Annotated in this window: 14 protein-coding genes and 1 pseudogene; 5 read left to right on the top strand and 10 right to left on the bottom strand. The window is 59.9% G+C overall.

Annotated features, from left to right (window positions below; genetic code table 11):
- Positions 1-400 precede the first annotated feature (400 nt).
- Positions 401-1828, top strand: a complete 1428-nt coding sequence (arcD, locus tag KVG88_RS21890; RefSeq protein ID WP_217872747.1) for an arginine-ornithine antiporter — start codon at positions 401-403, stop codon at positions 1826-1828.
- Positions 1829-1902: 74 nt separating this feature from the next.
- On the opposite strand, the gene KVG88_RS21885 is transcribed toward arcD, so the two are convergent.
- The 10 genes and pseudogenes from KVG88_RS21885 to gap form a co-directional block, all read right to left on the bottom strand.
- Entirely contained in the window at positions 1903-3252 is a 1350-nt protein-coding gene (locus KVG88_RS21885; protein ID WP_217872746.1) for a CoA transferase, read from the bottom strand.
- 115 nt (positions 3253-3367) lie between these two features.
- Positions 3368-4123 (bottom strand): methyl-accepting chemotaxis protein, encoded by a 756-nt coding sequence (locus KVG88_RS31425; RefSeq protein ID WP_412071280.1) that lies wholly within the window; start codon positions 4121-4123, stop codon positions 3368-3370.
- 102 nt (positions 4124-4225) lie between these two features.
- Positions 4226-5242 (bottom strand): annotated as a pseudogene (locus tag KVG88_RS31420) (methyl-accepting chemotaxis protein); the annotation flags it as partial.
- 453 nt (positions 5243-5695) lie between these two features.
- Positions 5696-6085, bottom strand: coding sequence for a YbaN family protein (locus tag KVG88_RS21875; protein ID WP_150703061.1), 390 nt, complete (start codon positions 6083-6085; stop codon positions 5696-5698).
- Positions 6086-6233: 148 nt separating this feature from the next.
- Positions 6234-6842 carry a biliverdin-producing heme oxygenase gene (locus tag KVG88_RS21870; protein WP_217872744.1) on the bottom strand — a complete coding sequence of 203 codons (609 nt, stop codon included), beginning with the start codon at positions 6840-6842 and terminating at the stop codon, positions 6234-6236.
- Positions 6843-6958: 116 nt separating this feature from the next.
- Complete coding sequence (locus tag KVG88_RS21865) at positions 6959-9550, bottom strand: TonB-dependent receptor (RefSeq protein ID WP_217872743.1); 2592 nt, start codon at positions 9548-9550, stop codon at positions 6959-6961.
- Between the two features lie 122 nt (positions 9551-9672).
- Positions 9673-10638 carry a FecR family protein gene (locus tag KVG88_RS21860; protein ID WP_217872742.1) on the bottom strand — a complete coding sequence of 322 codons (966 nt, stop codon included), beginning with the start codon at positions 10636-10638 and terminating at the stop codon, positions 9673-9675.
- A 103-nt stretch (positions 10639-10741) separates the two neighbouring features.
- Positions 10742-11260, bottom strand: a complete 519-nt coding sequence (locus tag KVG88_RS21855) for an RNA polymerase sigma factor (RefSeq protein ID WP_217872741.1) — start codon at positions 11258-11260, stop codon at positions 10742-10744.
- 77 nt (positions 11261-11337) lie between these two features.
- Positions 11338-11802, bottom strand: coding sequence for a methylglyoxal synthase (locus KVG88_RS21850; protein ID WP_217872740.1), 465 nt, complete (start codon positions 11800-11802; stop codon positions 11338-11340).
- A 130-nt stretch (positions 11803-11932) separates the two neighbouring features.
- A complete protein-coding gene (gap, locus tag KVG88_RS21845) occupies positions 11933-12934 on the bottom strand; it encodes a type I glyceraldehyde-3-phosphate dehydrogenase (protein ID WP_217872739.1) in 1002 nt (333 codons plus the stop codon).
- A gap of 220 nt (positions 12935-13154) precedes the next feature.
- On the opposite strand from gap, the gene edd reads away from it, so the two are divergent.
- The 4 genes from edd to KVG88_RS21825 all read left to right on the top strand — a co-directional run bounded on the left by edd (position 13155) and on the right by KVG88_RS21825 (position 18285).
- Complete coding sequence (edd, locus tag KVG88_RS21840; protein ID WP_217872738.1) at positions 13155-14981, top strand: phosphogluconate dehydratase; 1827 nt, start codon at positions 13155-13157, stop codon at positions 14979-14981.
- Positions 14978-15928 (top strand): glucokinase, encoded by a 951-nt coding sequence (locus KVG88_RS21835; protein ID WP_150703069.1) that lies wholly within the window; start codon positions 14978-14980, stop codon positions 15926-15928. Before edd ends, KVG88_RS21835 begins: the two co-directional genes overlap by 4 nt.
- A gap of 166 nt (positions 15929-16094) precedes the next feature.
- The gene (locus tag KVG88_RS21830; protein WP_056852630.1) at positions 16095-16826 is read left to right on the top strand and encodes a response regulator; all 732 of its coding nucleotides are present in this window, start codon (positions 16095-16097) and stop codon (positions 16824-16826) included.
- Positions 16827-16857: 31 nt separating this feature from the next.
- Complete coding sequence (locus tag KVG88_RS21825; protein WP_217872830.1) at positions 16858-18285, top strand: ATP-binding protein; 1428 nt, start codon at positions 16858-16860, stop codon at positions 18283-18285.
- Positions 18286-18329 lie beyond the last annotated feature (44 nt).

The following is an 18329-nucleotide window of genomic DNA, read 5'->3' as shown; positions in this document are numbered from 1 at the left end:
GAGGGTTCACAGCGTAGTTCTGTTTACAACTCAATCAGCTGACTTAGATCAGTGCACGGCCACATTAAAAACGACTTTCGGGCTGTTCACAGGCACCGGTCTGTTTTCTGAAAGGCCCGTCCTAGAGGCCTCTTAATTTCTACTGGGAATGAATCTTATTGCACGGCTTTATGACGCTAGTTGGTTTTCTTTGAGACGCAAATTTTCCGGGTGGTTTTTCAGTAAGCAATTGTTTTATTAAAGTTCACGGATAAAGCAATTGATTATATGAAAGGGGGTGATTTCATGAATCGTTAATAAAAAGCCATAAATTGGCGTTATCTAATAAACGTTATTACGCTTTACCCATTTAGTTAACGGTAATTAACCCGGTTTCTGCCCAGCCATTGGAGGCGCAACAATGTCGCAGTCCCCGAACAAGCTTCGCCTGAGCGCGTTGATCGCGCTGGTCGTGGGATCGATGATTGGCGGGGGGATCTTTTCCCTGCCACAGAACATGGCCGCCAAGGCCGATGCCGGTGCGATATTGATTGGCTGGGCGATCACTGCCGTTGGCATGCTGACCCTGGCATTCGTGTTCCAGACCCTGGCCAATCGCAAACCGGAACTCGATTCGGGGGTGTACGCCTACGCCAAGGCCGGTTTCGGCGATTACATGGGGTTCTCGTCAGCCTGGGGTTACTGGATCAGTGCCTGGCTGGGCAACGTCGGCTACTTCGTCTTGCTGTTCAGCACCCTGGGTTTTTTCGTGCCGGTGTTTGGCGAAGGCAACACGCCGATTGCCATTGCCTGTGCGTCGGTGTTGTTGTGGACCGTGCATTTTGTGGTGATGCGCGGGATCAAGGAGGCGGCGTTCATCAACCTGCTGACCACGGTCGCCAAGATCGTGCCGCTGATCATGTTCATCGTGATTGCGGCGGTGGCCTTCAAGGCAGACGTTTTCACCCGGGACATTTGGGGGCGCAGCAACCCGAGTTTCGGCAGCGTGATGGACCAGGTGCGCAACATGATGCTGGTCACCGTGTTTGTGTTCATCGGCATTGAGGGCGCCAGTGTTTATTCAGCGCGAGCCGAGAAACGTTCGGACGTCGGCCGGGCGACGGTCATTGGTTTCATTGGCGTGCTGGCGCTGCTGGTACTGGTTAACGTGCTGTCGCTGGGGATCATGAGCCAACCGGAATTGGCGACCTTGCAGAACCCGTCGCTGGCGGCGGTGCTGGAGCATATCGTCGGACCGTGGGGCGCATTGTTGATCAGCGTCGGGCTGGCGATTTCACTGTTGGGCGCTTTGCTCTCGTGGGCGCTGCTGTGTGCCGAGATCCTGTTTGCCACGGCCAAAGACAAGACCATGCCGGCGTTCCTGACCAAGGAAAACGCCAACCACGTGCCGGTCAATGCGCTGTGGATGACCAATGTGATGATTCAGCTTTTCCTGTTGATCATCCTGTTCGCCGCCAGCACCTATACCAGCCTGATCTACCTCGCCTCGTCGATGATTCTGGTGCCGTACCTTTGGTCAGCGGCTTATGCAGTGTTGTTGAGCGGTCGCGGTGAAACCTACGAACACGTGTCCGCAGAACGCACCAAGGATCTGCTGATTGGTGGCGTCGCCCTGAGCTATGCGGTGTGGTTGTTGTACGCCGGCGGCTTGAAGTATTTGCTGCTCTCGGCGTTGTTGTATGCGCCGGGTGTGATCCTGTTCGCCAAGGCCCGGCATGAACAGGGCAAGCCGGTTTTCACTACTATCGAGAAGGGCATATTTACCTGTGTCCTCAGTGGTGCCGGGTTGGCGGCTTATGGGCTGTACAGTGGATTGCTCAGTCTGTGAGGTTGGTGCTGGCGTTCGGCAGCTTTTACGCAGTCCCTGTAGGAGTGAGCCTGCTCGCGATGGCTATCTTCCCGTCACCACCACTGCGCGCGATGTGAACCCAATTCAGAGGCCGCCAGCGACCACTGCACCGGCGTCCCGCTGATCTTCAGCGGCACATGCAACCTGTGCGCAGGCCCCCAGGGCGTTTGTTCAACCAGCATGCCCTGATCGTGTTCATCTTCTGCGCGCAGCGCTTCGTCGCTGCCTCGGCCATTGTCGATCAACAACTTCGCCGTACGCGCCAACGACAATCGCGCCGACCCACCCTGACCGCTGCTCAAGCGGTCTGCCAACAGCTTGATCGCGCTGGCGGCCATCAAATACCCAGTGGCGTGATCGAGCGCCTGAACCGGCAATGGCGTCGGTGCGTTCGCGTGTTTCCAGTGCATGCCGGCATCGGCAATGCCGCTGCTCATCTGCACCAGACTGTCGAAGCCACGACGGTTCTGCCACGGACCGCTCCAGCCATAGGCATTGAGGCTGACATCGAGCAGACCAGGGGCCAGTTTTAGCCGTTCGCTGGCGCCATAACCAAGACGCTCCAGCGCATCCGCGCGATAACCGTGGAGCAGAATGTCGGCTTCTTTGAGCAGGCTGTCGAACAGTACGCGGTCGGCCTTTTCGTTCAGGTCCAGGCGAGCGCAGCGTTTGCCCAACGTCATTTCCGGCACCACGCCTGGTTCGTTCCACGTCGGCGGGTCGATACGCAAAACGTCAGCGCCAAGACCGGCGAGAAAACGGCTGGCGACGGGGCCGGCGAGTACTCGGGTCAGATCCAGCACCTTGATCCCGGCCAGTGGTTGCGCGACCGAGCCTTGCCACGGCTTGGCGTTGTGACTGCCGTGATGGCCGAACTGAATCAATGGCTCGGCGTTGACGGCCCGACCTTGCGGATGCGCCTGCCACTGTTCCCAGGTGCGCATTTCAGCGGCGCAGCCACCGGCATCGACCACAGCTTGCTCCAGATCACTCTTGGACCATCGCGCCACTTTGCTCGCCATCGCGGCACGGTCCACACTGGCGCCCAGTACGGACTCAGCCGCCGCGCGGTGATGCGGGGCGTTGGTGTGCAAGCGGATCCAGCCATCCTTGGCGGCGTAGTCACCGGCGATCGGGTCCCAGAGTGGCGGCACGTTCCAGCCTACCGGGCGGATCGAACTGGAGAACCAGAACGAGGCCAGACGGCGGTCGACTTCTATGCCGGGTAAACGTCCGGTTTGCTGGTGCAGCAGTTCACTGACGGCCTGGCCGGCAGCGGCCATGCTGGCGCAGGCAAGGTCAGTGACGGCGAACGTCGAGGGCAGGGCGCCTGTGGCGGTGAACGGGATGGGTGTTTGCGGCAAGCCGAGTGCGGCTTGAATGGACGTGAGTAAATCAGTCATCGAAGGCCCTCCGAAAGAGGGGGCAGCATAGATCATAAGATCAAAAGATCGCAGCCTTCGGCAGCTCCTACATTGATTGGTGTAGGAGCTGCCGAAGGCTGCGATCTTTTAAAAATCACACGCGGAATTGATCCATCAATTTCATCTGCTGGGTCGTCAGCGAATTCAGTTGGCTGCTGATCTGCGCCGATTCAGTGGCCTGGCCGGTCAAGGTTTCGGTGACGGTACGGATCGCCGAAACGTTGCGATTGACCTCTTCGGCCACGGCGCTTTGCTGTTCGGCGGCGCTGGCGATTTGCAGGTTCATGTCACTGATCACTGTCACCGCGTCGCTGATTTTGCTCAAGGCCTGCACCGCTTGCTGGATCTGCCCGGCGTTGCTGTGGGCCTGGGTCTGGCTTGAATGCATGGTGGCAACCACGCCACGTGTGCCGCTCTGAATACGTTCGATCACCAGGCGAATTTCTTCCACCGAGTCCTGGGTGCGCTTGGCCAGGTTGCGTACTTCATCGGCCACCACTGCAAAGCCGCGACCGCTTTCACCGGCTCGGGCGGCTTCAATTGCCGCGTTGAGTGCCAGCAGGTTGGTTTGTTCGGCGATGCTGCGGATCACTTCCAGCACCGAACCAATTTGCTCGCTGTTGACCGCCAACGCTTCGACTTCCGTCACCGCTTTGCTGACTTCGTCGGCCAGTTGATTGATGTCGCGAGTGCTGCGCTCGATGATCTGCATGCCATCGCGGGCCGACTGATCAGCGCCTTTGGCGGCGCTGGCGGCATTCGAGGCGCTGTTGGCGACGTCGTGGGCGGTGGCGCTCATTTCGTTGGACGCGGTGGCCACCTGGTCGATTTCACGGAATTGCACCTGCATGCCTTCACTGGTCTGGCGAGCGATTTCCGAAGACTGGTCAGCGGTGCCGCGTGCGTCGGTGATGCTTTGCTTGATCTGCGCGATGGTTGGTTGCAACTTGTCGAGGAAGCGGTTGAACCAGCTGACCAGCTCGCCCAGTTCATCCTTCTTGCTGTAGTGCAGGCGCTGAGTCAGATCCCCGTCGCCGCTGGCAATCGCCTTGAGCATGTCGGCGACGCTATTGATCGGCCGGGTCACGCCCGAAGCGGTGAGCCAGATCAGCAGCAAGCCGATCAGGCCGGCAATGATCGCCACGACCACAGCTTGGATCGTGCCACTTTGCTGGGCATCGTCGAGCACCGCTTGCAGCTTGACCGAGTCGGCCAGCAACACTTGCTTGGGCAGGTCGATTACCACGCCCCAGGCCTTGGAATCGGCGATCGGGCTGACCGGGTACACCGCGCGGATCAGGTCACCCTGCTGGAGGATTTTCGGTGTGCCGGCACTGAGTGATTGCAAGGCATCCTTGCCCTCTGCGCCCAGGGTGTCGCCGATGTTCTTGCCCACTTTGCTGGCGTCGACGCTGTAGGCTGCCAGCACGCCCGTGCCGGAGACGATCAGCATGTGCCCGGCGCTGTTGAACAGTTCACGCTGGGAGTCGACCGCCGCGGCTTGCAGGACGTCGAGGGCGATGTCGATACCGACTACGCCGATGGATTTACCTTCCACCAGCAGCGGCACCGAAATGGTGGTCATCAATACTTCTTTGCCGCCGACAGTATCGGCATACGGGTCGAGCAGGCAGGTGCGTTTGCTGTCACGCGGGCAGGTGTACCAGACGTTGTATGGTGTGCCGCTGAGGTTGAGGGTGGTTTTGGTCATGTCCTCTTCGACCATGATCGTGTTGAGGGCTTCACCCCCGGCACGGCTCCAGTATGTAGCGAAGCGCCCGGCCTCGTTGGACTGGCGGGCGGCGTCATTGGCGAATTCGCTGTCCTTGCCGTCCAGGCCATTGGGCTCGAACGCCAGCCAGATGCCCAACACTTTGCTGTTGCGCTCGAAAGCTGTTTTCAGGGCCTTGTTCAGGTCCTCACGCAGCGCACCGGCTTCAAGCGAACGCTGGGTGGCCTGGGTGCGCATGTCGAGGATCTGGTCCGCGAGGGCGGTCACCACGGTCTGGGTTTCACCGAATGTTTTCTGCACCCGCACGGCTTGCTCGGCGGCTTTGGCCTGGAGCAGGTTTTGCACGCTGTCGGTGAGCATTCTGCTGCTGGAATCGCTGACCAGTTCATCGTTCTGATTGGTCTGGTAGAAGTTCATGCCCACGATCAACGTGACGACGCCGAACAGGCACAGGCCGGAGAGCAGGACAATTTTCAGGCGGATGGACAGTGAGTCGAACATGGGGCGAGCTCGCGAATGGATGAATGGTTGGCTGTGAGCCAAAGCGGCTCGATTCGCCAAATCCATTTAGCGCCATTCAATCCACATCGGCGGGGATGAGAGATTGCATGAGGGGCTTGCCGACGAGCGGTCATGGTTGAACGTTTGCGCAGGTAAATGTGCCGAAAAGGCGATTGAAAACGGAGGAAATTACGGCTGTTGCGCCAGTGATTCCGGGCGCGACCAGATCCACAGATTGCCCAGGCCCATCCCGACGATTGCCAGATAGATCGGCCAGCCATGGTCGAGCATCACCAGCATGAGACCGGCACATAACAGCATGCTGACAGTGGCGCTGATTTTTGCCCGGCGCGCGATGATTCGGCCGTTGCGCCAGTTACTGAGGATGGGGCCGAACAGTCGGTGGTTTTCCAGCCAGGCACTCAGGCGTGGCGAACTCTTGGTGGCGGCCCAGGCGGCCAGCAGGATGAATTCGGTGGTGGGCAGGCCGGGAATGACAATGGCGATCAGGCCAATGCCCAGGCTGACATAAGCCAGCAGGCCGAAGAGGAGGCGGGCGATTTTAGAGGAGGCAGGCATGGGCTCTGGAAAGCAGATGTGAAGCTTGATCGGAACTGTAGGAGCTGCCACGAGCTGCGATCTTTTGATCTTTTTTACGACCTCAAGAAGATCAGGATCAAAAGATCGCAGCCTGCGGCAGCTCCTACAGGGGTATCCGAGGTAGGTGTCAGGCAAGTTCCGGGGTGGTGGCGTAAGCCTGCTCCAACAACACCGTGAAGCGGTTGAAGGCGTCGATGGCGCCTTTATCCAGATCGGCTTCTTCCTCGGCGCTGAGGTCCAGTTCATCGAGGGTTTTGACGAAGCTTTTCCAGCCTTGCGCGCGACCACCGGCCGGTTCGCCCAAGTGACGGGCGCCGAAGGTTTCACTCAAACCCAGGCCCACGGCACGCTTGATCAGGAACGCCGCACCCAGTTTCGAACCCTCGGAAACGAAGAGCCAACCCAGCGCTTCGGCTTTGCTTGGGTTGTTGACTGCACCGGCGACCGGTGCCGGGACTTCCGTGTCCAGGTCCGCCAGGTCAGCCTTGGCCGCTTCGGCACGGCAGCGAGCGGACAGGTCCGGGACGATGGCGATCAGTTCGGCATCGTTGTACAGCGACACCAGTTCCGACTGGAACAGGTACTGCGCCACCACGAAACGGGCGAAGTTGGCCTGGGTCTCAAACGGCGCGTGGGCTTTGACCAGGGCATCGAGTTTGGTGTGGGGCTCGTTTGTGACCTGGTTCAAGCGTTGTGAACGCAGGCTTGGGCGTTGAGCGGTGTCCTGAGTAGTCATGACGAATCCTTGGAGGAAAAAGAGGCGCTTGGTAACGAGACGAATCAGCACCGGCCGAACAGTAAAAAAACCTCACTGCGCGGCTGTGAAAAAAACGCGCAGTGAGGTGAGTCGGGTCAGATATCCCAGATCAGGTTGACTGCGAAGTTGCGACCCGGCTGGGTCAGGCGATCAAGGTTGGCCGGTTGCGTCACCGAAGCTTCGCCAACGCTGTCGTAGCCGCGCACGTCATCCCACAGCCAGTACTTCTTGTCGGTCAGGTTGTAGATGCCGCCGCTGAGGGTGACGTCGTTGGTGACTTTGTAGAACCCGGTCAGGTCGAGAATGCCGAAGCCAGGCGTCTTGAACTGGCTGCTGACACCATCCGGCGACTTGAAGTTGCTGTCGTCGACGCGGTCTTTCTTTTTCACCAGGGTCCAGCTCAGCAGGCTGCCGTAGTTGTCCTGGTCGTAACCCAGACCGAACACGCCGGTCAGCGGGTTGACGCTGTTGATCGGTTCGCCGTTGTCGTTGTTGCGACCGTAGGCGTACGCCACCGAGCCCTGGGTGTAGAGGCCTTGTGGTGCGCCAAAGGCGTCGAGGTTCAGGCGACCCTTGATTTCCGCACCCTTGATGGTGGCGTGCTTGATGTTGGCGCTCTGAAAGGTTGGTTCGTCATAGCCAGGGGTGACAGCGTCTTCATTAATGAAGTCGCGGTACTTGTTGTAGAACACGGCCATTTCGAATGAACCCTGCTCGAAGTTGCCGCGCAAGCCCGTCTCGTAGCTTTGGCTTTTTTCCGGTTCCAGATCCGGATTCGGTTCCACTCGGTAGCCGGTAGCAGTGTTTTCGAAACGACCGTACAGCGCCTTGGCAGTCGGGGTACGGAAACCTTCGGCGTACTGGCCGTACCAGGTGTAATGGTCGTTGAAGGCATAGGTCAGGCCGAACTTGGGCGAGACTTTGTGCCAGGTCTTGTTGTCGTCGCTGACGGTACCGCGACCGTCGGCCGATACGGTGTTGAGGAACTCCTGGGTGACGTCGGGCTTGAGCTTGGTGTAGTCGTAGCGCAGGCCTGGCAGGAAGGTCCAGTTGTTCCAGCTGATCTGGTCCTGAGCAAACACGCTGTAGGTGTTGATGGTGGGGTCCGGGAAGTCGCTGGACTTTCTCAACACATCGGCAGTGCTGGTGGCGCCGATGGCGGTGCAGCCACGACCGACCGCCAGGCAGGTGCCGTTGCCGCTGCGCGAGCCGGTGACCTTCTGCTGTTTCAGAGTGGTGCCGTAGGTCAGCAGGTGCTCGGTGTCGGCGATGCTGAAGGATTTATCCAGTTGTAAGTCGAAGACCCACTGCTTTTCTTCGTAGACGGTGTCGCGGGTGCGCAGTACCTGGCGAGTGATCGGGAAATAGAATTCGTCGGTGCTCTGGTCAGTCTTGGCAATCTGGTGGTTCAGGCTCCACTTGACGTTGTCCGTCAGCAGGCTGTCCAGGGCGAAGCTGTGTTCCACGCCGAAACGCTCGCGGGTGATGGTGTCGTTACCAGTGCGCCACTGGTACATGCCGCCAGGCAACACGCTGGCCGGAATGGTCGGGGCGCCGGCGAAGAACGGACCGCCGTAGGCACTTTTCTGATCGGTATCGCGATCGTCCTTGTACTTTTCGTAGGTCAGGCCCAGGCGTGCATCGTCCTTGTAGTTCCAACCGACCTTGGCCAATACGTTGGTGGTGCGCACGTCTTCCGGGTTGGCGGCGGTCCGGGTCAGGCCGGTGCTGTTATTGCTGCCATAGGATTCGGTTTCATGCCCGTCGCGCTGGCTGTAGTGCAGCAGACCGTCGAACTGGTCGGCGCGACCGGCCACGGTGGCGGATTTGAGCCAACTCTCGTCAGCCGAGCTGTAGCCGGTCTTCAAGCGTGCGCCAACGTCCTGGCCAGGCTTGATGATGTCGTCCGGGTCGAGGGTGAAATAGCTGACCGCGCCACCGATGGCGTTGCTGCCGTAGAGCACCGAGGCCGGACCGCGAAGGATCTCGACGCGTTTGACGATTTCCGGGTCGACGTAATTGCGCTGGGTCTTGGCGTAAGGGCCGTTGAAGAAACCGTTGGGAATTTCAACGCCGTCAACCTGGGTCAGCACCCGGTTACCGTCGATGCCACGGATGTTGTAGCCGCTGATGCCGCCACGCGTACCGGTACCGCCCACCGAAACGCCCGGTTCGTAACGCACCAGGTCCTTGATGGTGTTGACGTTGTTGCGGTCCAGTTCTTCGCGAGTGTGAACGGTCACAGTGCTGGGCACGCTGTTCACCGACTGTTCCTGGCGGGTGGCACTGATAGTCGTCTGCTGCAGATTAAGCGCGCTGCCATTGCTGCGACGCTCCAGCACGATGTTGTTGTTGCCCAGTTTGCGGTAGCTCAGGTTGGTCCCCACCAACAGGCGATCCAGGGCTTTTTCTGGCGGCAGCGATCCGCGCACGCCCGGCGACGCCACACCTTCAGCCAGCTCTGCCGGCAAACCCACCTGCCAGCCAGTCACGGCGGTGAAGGCATTGAGTGCCGAGACCAGCGGCTGAGGCGCGATGGTGAACGCGTAGTCGCCCATTTTGCGGGTCTGTTGTTCGGCGGCGGTCGCCGCCATCAGTGGCGCAGCACCGGTCATCAGGATGGCAGCGGTCAGCAGCGACAGCACGCGGGAAGGTGAAGAGGACTGGCGGGTAAGGCGAGAGGACATCGATAGCGCTCCGTGTCGCACGAATCTTTATAGGTGCTGATTGGCATAGTGAGATGCGAATCAATTGCATTGGCTATAACGAGACGTACGGGAAACAGCTATCGAGTAAAAATAATTCTCATTCAGTTCAAAATCACCAGCGCCGGAAATTCCTTCAACTGCGCCGAGGTGATGTGGGCCAGGGACCGAACCACGTCCAGCGGCTGATCGAGACGGTAATTTCCGGTCACGGCAACATCGGCCAACTGCTCGTTGTTATTGATGATCCAGCCCGGATAGTAACGACGCAGCTCGGCGAGTACCTGGCTCAGCGGGCAGTTTTCAAACACCAGACGCCCCTGGACCCAGGCCAGGTCGGTGGCAGGATCGAGTTTGGCCGGGCGGTCGAAACCGTTGGGGCCGATGCGGATACTTTCCCCGGCCGTCAGCCGCACGCGGGCGTCGTCACGGGTGGCACGCAAATCGACATCGCCGCGTTGCACGCGAACCTGAGTCACGCCATCGAGGTAGCGCACGGCGAATGCCGTATCCCGAACGCTGGCGGTCACCAGGCCTGCGTTGATTTCCAACGGCTGGCCTCGATGGGGCTGAACCTCGAAAAACGCCTCGCCTTGGTACAGGCGGGCTTCGCGTTGCTTGTCGTTGATGGTGCTGGAAAATGCCGAGTTGGTGTTCAGCAGGACGTTCGAACCGTCCTCCAGTTGCAGGCGCTGACGCTCGCCGACCACGGTCAGGTGATCGGCCTGCAAACGCATGGGCAGATTGCTGAAGCTGAACAGGCCGAGGATCAACACAGCGGCGGTGGCCAACGGTTTCCAGTGCGGACGCAGGCGCGCCAGCACCGTGACCTTCGCGGGCTGCGCCGCCAGACTTTGCGCGCATTGCGTGACTTGCGGACCGTTCCAGATCGCCTGGGCCTTGGCGAACGCGTCGGCATGTGCCGGGTCGGCGACAAGCCACTCATGGAACTGGCGAGTCTGTTCTTCGCTCGGGCTGTCCAGCACGATCAGCCAGTCCAGGGCCTGGTCCATCGCGTCTGCAGTGTCCTGCGCCGGTGAGGGCGAAGGGGAGCGGTGGGTGTCCGTCACGGTGTTTCCTCGGCTGTGTCTACGCACGGCTGTTTTTTTGAGTGAAGCTGAAAAGAGCGGCAAGGGTAGCCCTGATGGTCAAAGCCGTCGAGATGCGGCCGACTTAGCGGCCGTTTGCCCGTTCGGCAACACCGATGCAGATCGTCATGATCAGTTTCAGCTCTTTCTGCACAGTGCTTAGCGACACGCCGAGTTTTTCGGCGATCTCCAGATAACTGTGACCGTGCAGGCGGCTGAGGATAAAAATTTGTTGCTGGCGGGGGCTGAGTTGACTCAGACGCACGTTCAGACGCTCGAGCAATTGTTCGGCATGGGCGGCGTCTTCGGCGCTGCTGGCGGGGGCGGCAACGCTTTGCACCACGTCCAGCGGCACGTCTTCGACCATGGTGCGTGAATGGATGCGTCGCGCACGCAAGTGGTCCAGCGCCAGGTTGCGGGCGGTCTGGAAAACAAAGGGTTCCAGGTGATGAATGGCCCGTTCACTGAGCGCGCGCGTGACTCGCAGGTAGGTCTCCTGCAAGAGGTCTTCGGCGGTGCTGTGATTGTTGACCATCCGCTCCAGCGTACGCAGCAGGGATACTCGCTGGGTGATGAAGACGTCGTTGAAGCGCGATTGACTCACGGGAGGACCTGATCCATTTCGAGCGAATGATAATGCTTATCATCCACACGAATGGTCAAGTGCAGATTTGTGAAGGTTTACGCGCGGCCCTGCAAATAGGTCGCGTAATCCGGAATACGATGCGCGTGCGCCTGATCCATCATCGGGCTGCTAAGCAAGTAATCAGCGCTGCATTCGTTGCACGCCACCGGAATGTTCCAGACCGCTGCAACCCGCAATAAAGCTTTGATGTCCGGGTCGTGTGGCTGTGGTTCGAACGGGTCCCAAAAGAACACCAGCATGTCGACCCGCTGCTCGGCGATGCGCGCTCCGAGCTGTTGGTCACCGCCCAGCGGGCCACTGATCATGCTCTCCACCGGCAGGTCGAGACGTTGTTGCAACAACAACCCCGTAGTGCCGGTGGCGACCAGGTTGTGTTGCGCCAGTGTGTCTTTGTGTCGTGCGGCCCAGTCGAGCAAAAACACTTTGCAGTGGTCGTGGGCAACCAGAGCGATGCGCTTGCGCGCCGCCAGGGTTTTTTGCGTAAAGCTGATACCGATCATTGCATGCTCCTCGGTGTCGCAAATACCCGTAGGAGCTGCCGAAGGCCGCGATCTTTTGATGTTGATTTTTACAGGATCAAGATCAAAAGATCGCAGCCTTCGGCAGCTCCTACAGGGGCGGGTCAATGCCCTATTCGGCGTTGCACAGCGCCAGGCAGTTATCGAGCATGCGGTTGGAGAAGCCCCATTCGTTGTCGTACCAGGCCAGTACCTTGAGCAGCTTGCCGCTGACCTTGGTGTGGTTGGCGTCGAAAATCGACGACAGCGGGTTGTGGTTGAAGTCGCTGGAGACCAGCGGCAAGGTGTTGTAGCCGAGGATCTTCGAGTGCTGGCTGGCTTGCTTGAGCAGTGCGTTGACTTCTTCGGCACTGGCTTCTTTTTTCAGCTGTACGGTCAGGTCCACCAGCGACACGTTGATCACCGGAACACGGACCGCCATGCCGGTCAGTTTGCCGGCCAGTTCCGGCAATACCAGGCCCACTGCTTCAGCAGCGCCGGTCTTGCTCGGGATCATGTTCTGGGTGGCCGAACGGGCGCGGTACGGGTCGGTGTGGTAGACGTCGGTCAGGTTCTGGTCGTTGGTGTAGGCGTGGATCGTGGTCATCAAACCGCTTTCGATGCCCAGCTCGCGGTGCAGCACCTGGGCCACCGGGGCCAGGCAGTTAGTGGTGCACGACGCGTTGGAAATAATTTGGTGCGACTGGCGCAGAATGTCGTGGTTCACACCATAGACCACGGTGGCGTCGGCGCCTTTGGCCGGGGCCGAGATAATCACTTTGCGTGCGCCGGCCGTAATATGCGCGGCGGCTTTGGACCGGTCGGTGAACAGGCCGGTGCATTCGAACACCACATCAATCTTTTCCGCGGCCCAGGGCAGGTCGGCCGGGTTGCGAATGGCGCTGACGGCAATGCGGTCACCGTTGACGGTCAGGCTTTCCTGATCGTGCTGGACATCGGCATCGAACGTGCCGTGAACGGTGTCGTACTTGAGCAAGTGCGCGTTGATTGCGCTGTCTCCCAGATCGTTGATGGCAACGATCTGCAAGTCCTGACGGTAGCCCTGTGTATAGAGTGCGCGCAGAACATTACGGCCGATGCGGCCAAAGCCATTGATTGCGATTCGAAGAGTCATATGTCTGCGCTACCGTCGTTTTGTTGTTGGAATTACAAGATTATTCGCAAAAAAATAGAAAACAAGCCTTTTTGATGGCAATATTTTGTTCAATCTACAACGAGTGACCTGAATCAACTGGTCCAACCGATCAAGAAAACCGTCTGTCATCCCATCGACACCGGCCCTTGATCAGCATAGACAATCAGGTCGCCACATCCGTTAGCCTGGAGTTCTACACATGCATCCCCGCGTCCTTGAGGTCACCGAACGGCTTATCGCCCGCAGTCGCGCCACGCGTGAGGCTTACCTTGCATTGATTCGCGGTGCGGCCAGCGACGGTCCGATGCGCGGCAAGCTGCAATGCGCCAACTTCGCCCACGGCGTGGCCGGTTGCGGCAGCGACGACAAGAACAGTCTGCGGATGATGAACTCCGCCAACATTGCGATTGTTTCGTCATATAACGACATGCTCTCGGCACACCAGCCGTACGAAGTCTTCCCTGAACTGATCAAGAAAGCCCTGCGCGAAATTGGCTCCGTCGGCCAGTTTGCCGGTGGCACCCCGGCCATGTGCGATGGCGTGACCCAGGGCGAGCCCGGCATGGAACTGAGCCTGCCGAGCCGTGAAGTGATCGCGCTGTCCACCGCCGTGGCGCTGTCCCACAACATGTTCGACGGCGCTCTGATGCTCGGCATCTGCGACAAGATCGTCCCGGGCCTGATGATGGGCGCATTGCGTTTCGGTCATCTGCCGATGATTTTCGTGCCGGGCGGGCCGATGGTCTCGGGCATTTCCAACAAGCAGAAAGCCGACGTGCGCCAGCGCTACGCCGAAGGCAAGGCCAGCCGCGAAGAGCTGCTGGAGTCGGAAATGAATTCCTACCACAGCCCTGGCACCTGCACGTTCTATGGCACCGCCAACACCAACCAGTTGCTGATGGAAGTCATGGGCCTGCACTTGCCGGGCGCCTCTTTCGTCAACCCGAACACGCCGTTGCGCGACGCCCTGACCCGTGAAGCGGCGCATCAAGTCACGCGCCTGACCAAGCAGAACGGCAACTACATGCCGATCGGTGAAATCGTCGACGAGCGTTCGCTTGTCAACTCCATTGTGGCGCTGCACGCCACCGGCGGCTCGACCAACCACACCCTGCACATGCCGGCGATTGCCATGGCGGCGGGTATTCAGTTGACCTGGCAGGACATGGCCGACCTCTCCGAAGTGGTACCGACCCTCAGCCATGTCTACCCGAATGGCAAAGCCGACATCAACCACTTCCAGGCCGCGGGCGGCATGTCGTTCCTGATCCGCGAACTGCTGGAAGCCGGGCTGCTCCACGAAAACGTCAACACCGTGCTCGGCCATGGCTTGAGCCGCTATACCCAGGAGCCGTTCCTCGATAACGGCGAGCTGGTCTGGCGTGAAGGCATCACCGAAAGTCTCGATGAATCTATCCTGCGTCCGGTCGCTCGTGCGTTCTCGCCTGAGGGCGGCCTGCGAGTGATGGAAGGCAACCTCGGTCGTGGCGTGATGAAGGTTTCCGCCGTTGCGCTGGAAAACCAGATCGTCGAAGCGCCGGCCATGGTGTTCCAGGATCAGCAGGACCTGGCCGATGCCTTCAAGGCCGGTTTGCTGGAGAAGGATTTTGTCGCCGTGATGCGCTTCCAGGGCCCGCGCTCCAACGGCATGCCGGAGCTGCACAAGATGACGCCGTTCCTCGGCGTGCTGCAGGATCGCGGCTTCAAGGTTGCGCTGGTGACCGACGGACGCATGTCCGGCGCGTCGGGGAAAATCCCGGCGGCGATTCACGTCAGCCCCGAAGCTTATGTCGGTGGCGCTTTGGCGCGCGTGCAAGAGGGCGATATCATCCGCGTCGATGGCGTCAAAGGCACCCTGGAGCTTAAGGTGGACGCCGAAGAATTCGCAGCGCGCACGCCGGCCAAAGGCCTGTTGGGCAACAACATCGGCACCGGTCGCGAACTGTTTGGTTTCATGCGCATGGCCTTCAGCTCCGCAGAGCAGGGGGCCAGCGCCTTCACTTCTGCCCTGGAGACGCTTAATTGAAACTGGCTTTGGTCGGTGACATCGGTGGGACTAACGCACGGTTCGCGTTGTGGAAAAACCAGCAACTGGAGAGCGTCCAGGTGCTGGCGACGGCCGACCACGCCAGCCCGGAAGAGGCGATCAGCCTCTACTTGAGCGGGCTCGGTCTGGCGCCGGGTGCCATCGGCTCCGTGTGCCTGTCGGTAGCCGGCCCGGTGAGCGGTGACGAATTCAAGTTCACCAACAATCACTGGCGCCTGAGCCGCAAGGGCTTTTGCCAGACCTTGCAGGTGGATCAGTTGTTGCTGGTCAACGATTTCTCGGCCATGGCGTTGGGCATGACCCGTTTGCAGCCCGGCGAATTCCGCGTGGTCTGCGAAGGTACGCCGGAGCCGTTGCGTCCAGCCGTGGTGATTGGTCCGGGCACCGGTTTGGGCGTCGGCACCTTGCTCGACCTGGGCGAGGGCCGGTTTGCTGCGTTGCCCGGGGAGGGCGGTCACGTTGACCTGCCATTGAGCAGCCCGCGCGAAACCCAGTTGTGGCAGCACATCTCCAATGAGATCGGGCATGTCAGCGCCGAAACGGCGTTGAGCGGTGGTGGCTTACCGCGCGTTTACCGGGCGATTTGTGCGGTGGACGGGCATGAGCCAGTGCTGGATACACCGGAAGCGATCACGGCTGCCGGTCTGGCGGGCGATCCGATTGCTCTGGAAGTGCTCGAACAATTCTGCTGCTGGCTCGGCCGTGTCGCCGGCAACAATGTGCTGACCACCGGTGGGCGTGGCGGCGTGTACATCGTGGGCGGGGTAATTCCACGGTTCGCCGATTTCTTCCTCGAAAGCGGTTTCGCCCGTTGCTTCGCCGACAAGGGATGCATGAGTGATTACTTCAAGGGGATTCCGGTGTGGCTGGTGACGGCGCCGTATTCGGGCCTCGTTGGCGCGGGAGTAGCGCTCGAGCAGGCTTGAGACCGTGTCGCCTTCATCGCAGGCAAGCCAGCTCCCACAGGTTTTGTGAACGACAATGACCCTTGTGGGAGCTGGCTTGCCAGCGATGAGGCCAGAACAGGCAACAAATATCCAAGGTTCATCAGGCATAATCCGCCCCAATTCCAACAACAAGGATGCCTTCGAAGTGAGCTCAGTCAACAAGTCGATTTTGTTGGTCGATGACGATCAAGAGATACGCGAGTTGCTGGACACCTACCTGACCCGCGCCGGGTTTCAGGTGCGTACCACGCCCGATGGCGCCGGTTTCCGCCAGGCCTTGAACGACGAACCGAGTGATCTGGTGATCCTCGATGTGATGTTGCCGGATGAAGATGGCTTCAGTTTGTGTCGCTGGATTCGTCAGCACCCGCGACGGGCGCAAGTGCCGATCATCATGCTCACGGCCAGCTCCGACGAGGCCGACCGCGTCATTGGCCTGGAACTGGGTGCGGACGATTACCTCGGCAAACCTTTCAGCCCCCGCGAGTTGCAGGCGCGTATCAAGGCGTTGTTGCGTCGTGCGCAATTCGGCCAGGAGCGCTCTGGTGGTGAGGTGCTGGCCTTTGATGACTGGCGGCTGGACATGGTCAGCCACCGTTTATTTCACATCGACGGTGAAGAGGTGATTCTGTCCGGTGCCGATTTCGCCTTGCTGAAACTGTTCCTCGATCACCCGCAGGAAATCCTCGACCGCGACACCATCGGCAATGCCACCCGTGGCCGTGAACTGATGCCGCTCGATCGTATCGTCGACATGGCGGTCAGCCGTTTGCGCCAGCGTTTGCGCGACACGGAAAAACCACCGCGGCTGATTCGCACCGTGCGAGGCAGCGGTTACCAACTGGCAGCCAATGTGATTGCCAGCAATGGCCACTGAATTTTTCCGCAACATCGCGGCGAAGGTGCCGATGCCACGCTCGTTGCTCGGGCGCATGTTGCTGCTGACCCTGCTCGCGGTGCTGTTTGCCCAGACATTGTCGAGCGTGATCTGGGTCTCGCAACTGCGCGCCACGCAACTTGAAGGCTTGGTCACCAGCGCCCGCAGCCTGGCGCATTCGATGACCGCCAGTGTCAGCTACTTCCGTTCGTTGCCGGTCGCCTATCGCCCTTTGGTTCTCGACCAGTTGCGCAGCATGGGCGGTACGCGTTTTGTGGTGACGCTCAACGACAAACCCCTGGGCATGGAAGTGCTGCCGACGACGCCGCGCAAGGCGGCGGTGATGAAGGCCGTCGACGAGGTGCTGAGGCAGACGTTGGGTCACGACACGGATATCTCGGTGTCCTTCGTGAGCCCAGAAGATCTGCGGATTTTCAATGCGGGCCTGAAGCTCGATGAGCTGCCACGGTCCTGGGCGCATTACGCGTTGACGCTCGAACCGGTGAACCCACCGGTGCTGGTGACACAGATTCAAATGGCGCCGGGTGAGTGGCTGTACATCGCTTCGTTGCTGCCCGAGCCCTACACCAGTCTCGAAGAACAAGGCCTGCCGTCGCAGCAGGTGTGGTTCATCGTACTCACCAGCGGTTTCTTGCTGTTGTTCATCGGCCTGCTGGTGCATTGGCAGAGCCGTCCGCTCAAGCGCCTGGCGCGGGCGGCGCGGGATCTTTCACTGGGCGCCGATGTGGAACCAGTGGCCGAGGGCGGCGGCAGTGAAGTGGTCGAAGTAGGTCGCGCCTTCAACACCATGCGCGAGCGCATCAGCCGCTACCTGACCGAGCGCAGCCAATTGTTCAGCGCGATTTCCCACGACTTGCGCACGCCGATCACCCGCTTGCGCCTGCGCGTCGAATTGCTCGAAGACGAAAAGCTGCAAGCCAAGTTCGGCCGCGATCTGGACGAGCTGGAGCTGTTGGTCAAAGGCGCGCTGCAATGCGTGAAAGACACCGACATCCACGAGAACATTGAACCGGTGGACCTCAACCACGTGCTCGATTGTCTGGTGGAGCCGTATCTGGCACCCAACGGCAATGGCCGCGTCACCCAGCAGGGGCGGGCGCTAGCGGCCTATCCAGGCAAACCGCTGGCGCTCAAGCGTTGCATCGGCAACTTGATCGACAACGCTCTCAAGTACGGGCAAAACGCGCACCTGCACATCGATGATGACGACAGCGCGTTTGTGCTGCATGTCGATGACGAAGGGCCGGGCGTTCCGGAGCAGCGCCTGGAGCAAGTGTTTGAACCGCACTTCCGCTTGGCGGGGCAGCAGCAGGGGTACGGGTTGGGGCTGGGGATTGCCCGCAACATTGCCCATAGTCATGGCGGTGAAGTGAGTTTGCAGAATTTGCGTGAAGGCGGGTTGCGAGTGACTCTGCAGTTGCCCCGTTCGATAGATTGAAAGTCAAAAGATCGCAGCCTGCGGCAGCTCCTACACCGATCCCT

The organism is Pseudomonas azerbaijanoccidentalis, from assembly GCF_019145495.1.
Lineage (GTDB): Bacteria > Pseudomonadota > Gammaproteobacteria > Pseudomonadales > Pseudomonadaceae > Aquipseudomonas > Aquipseudomonas azerbaijanoccidentalis.
The sequence above is the reverse complement of the archived record's forward strand: the minus strand, read 5'-3'. Positions and strand labels throughout refer to the sequence as shown.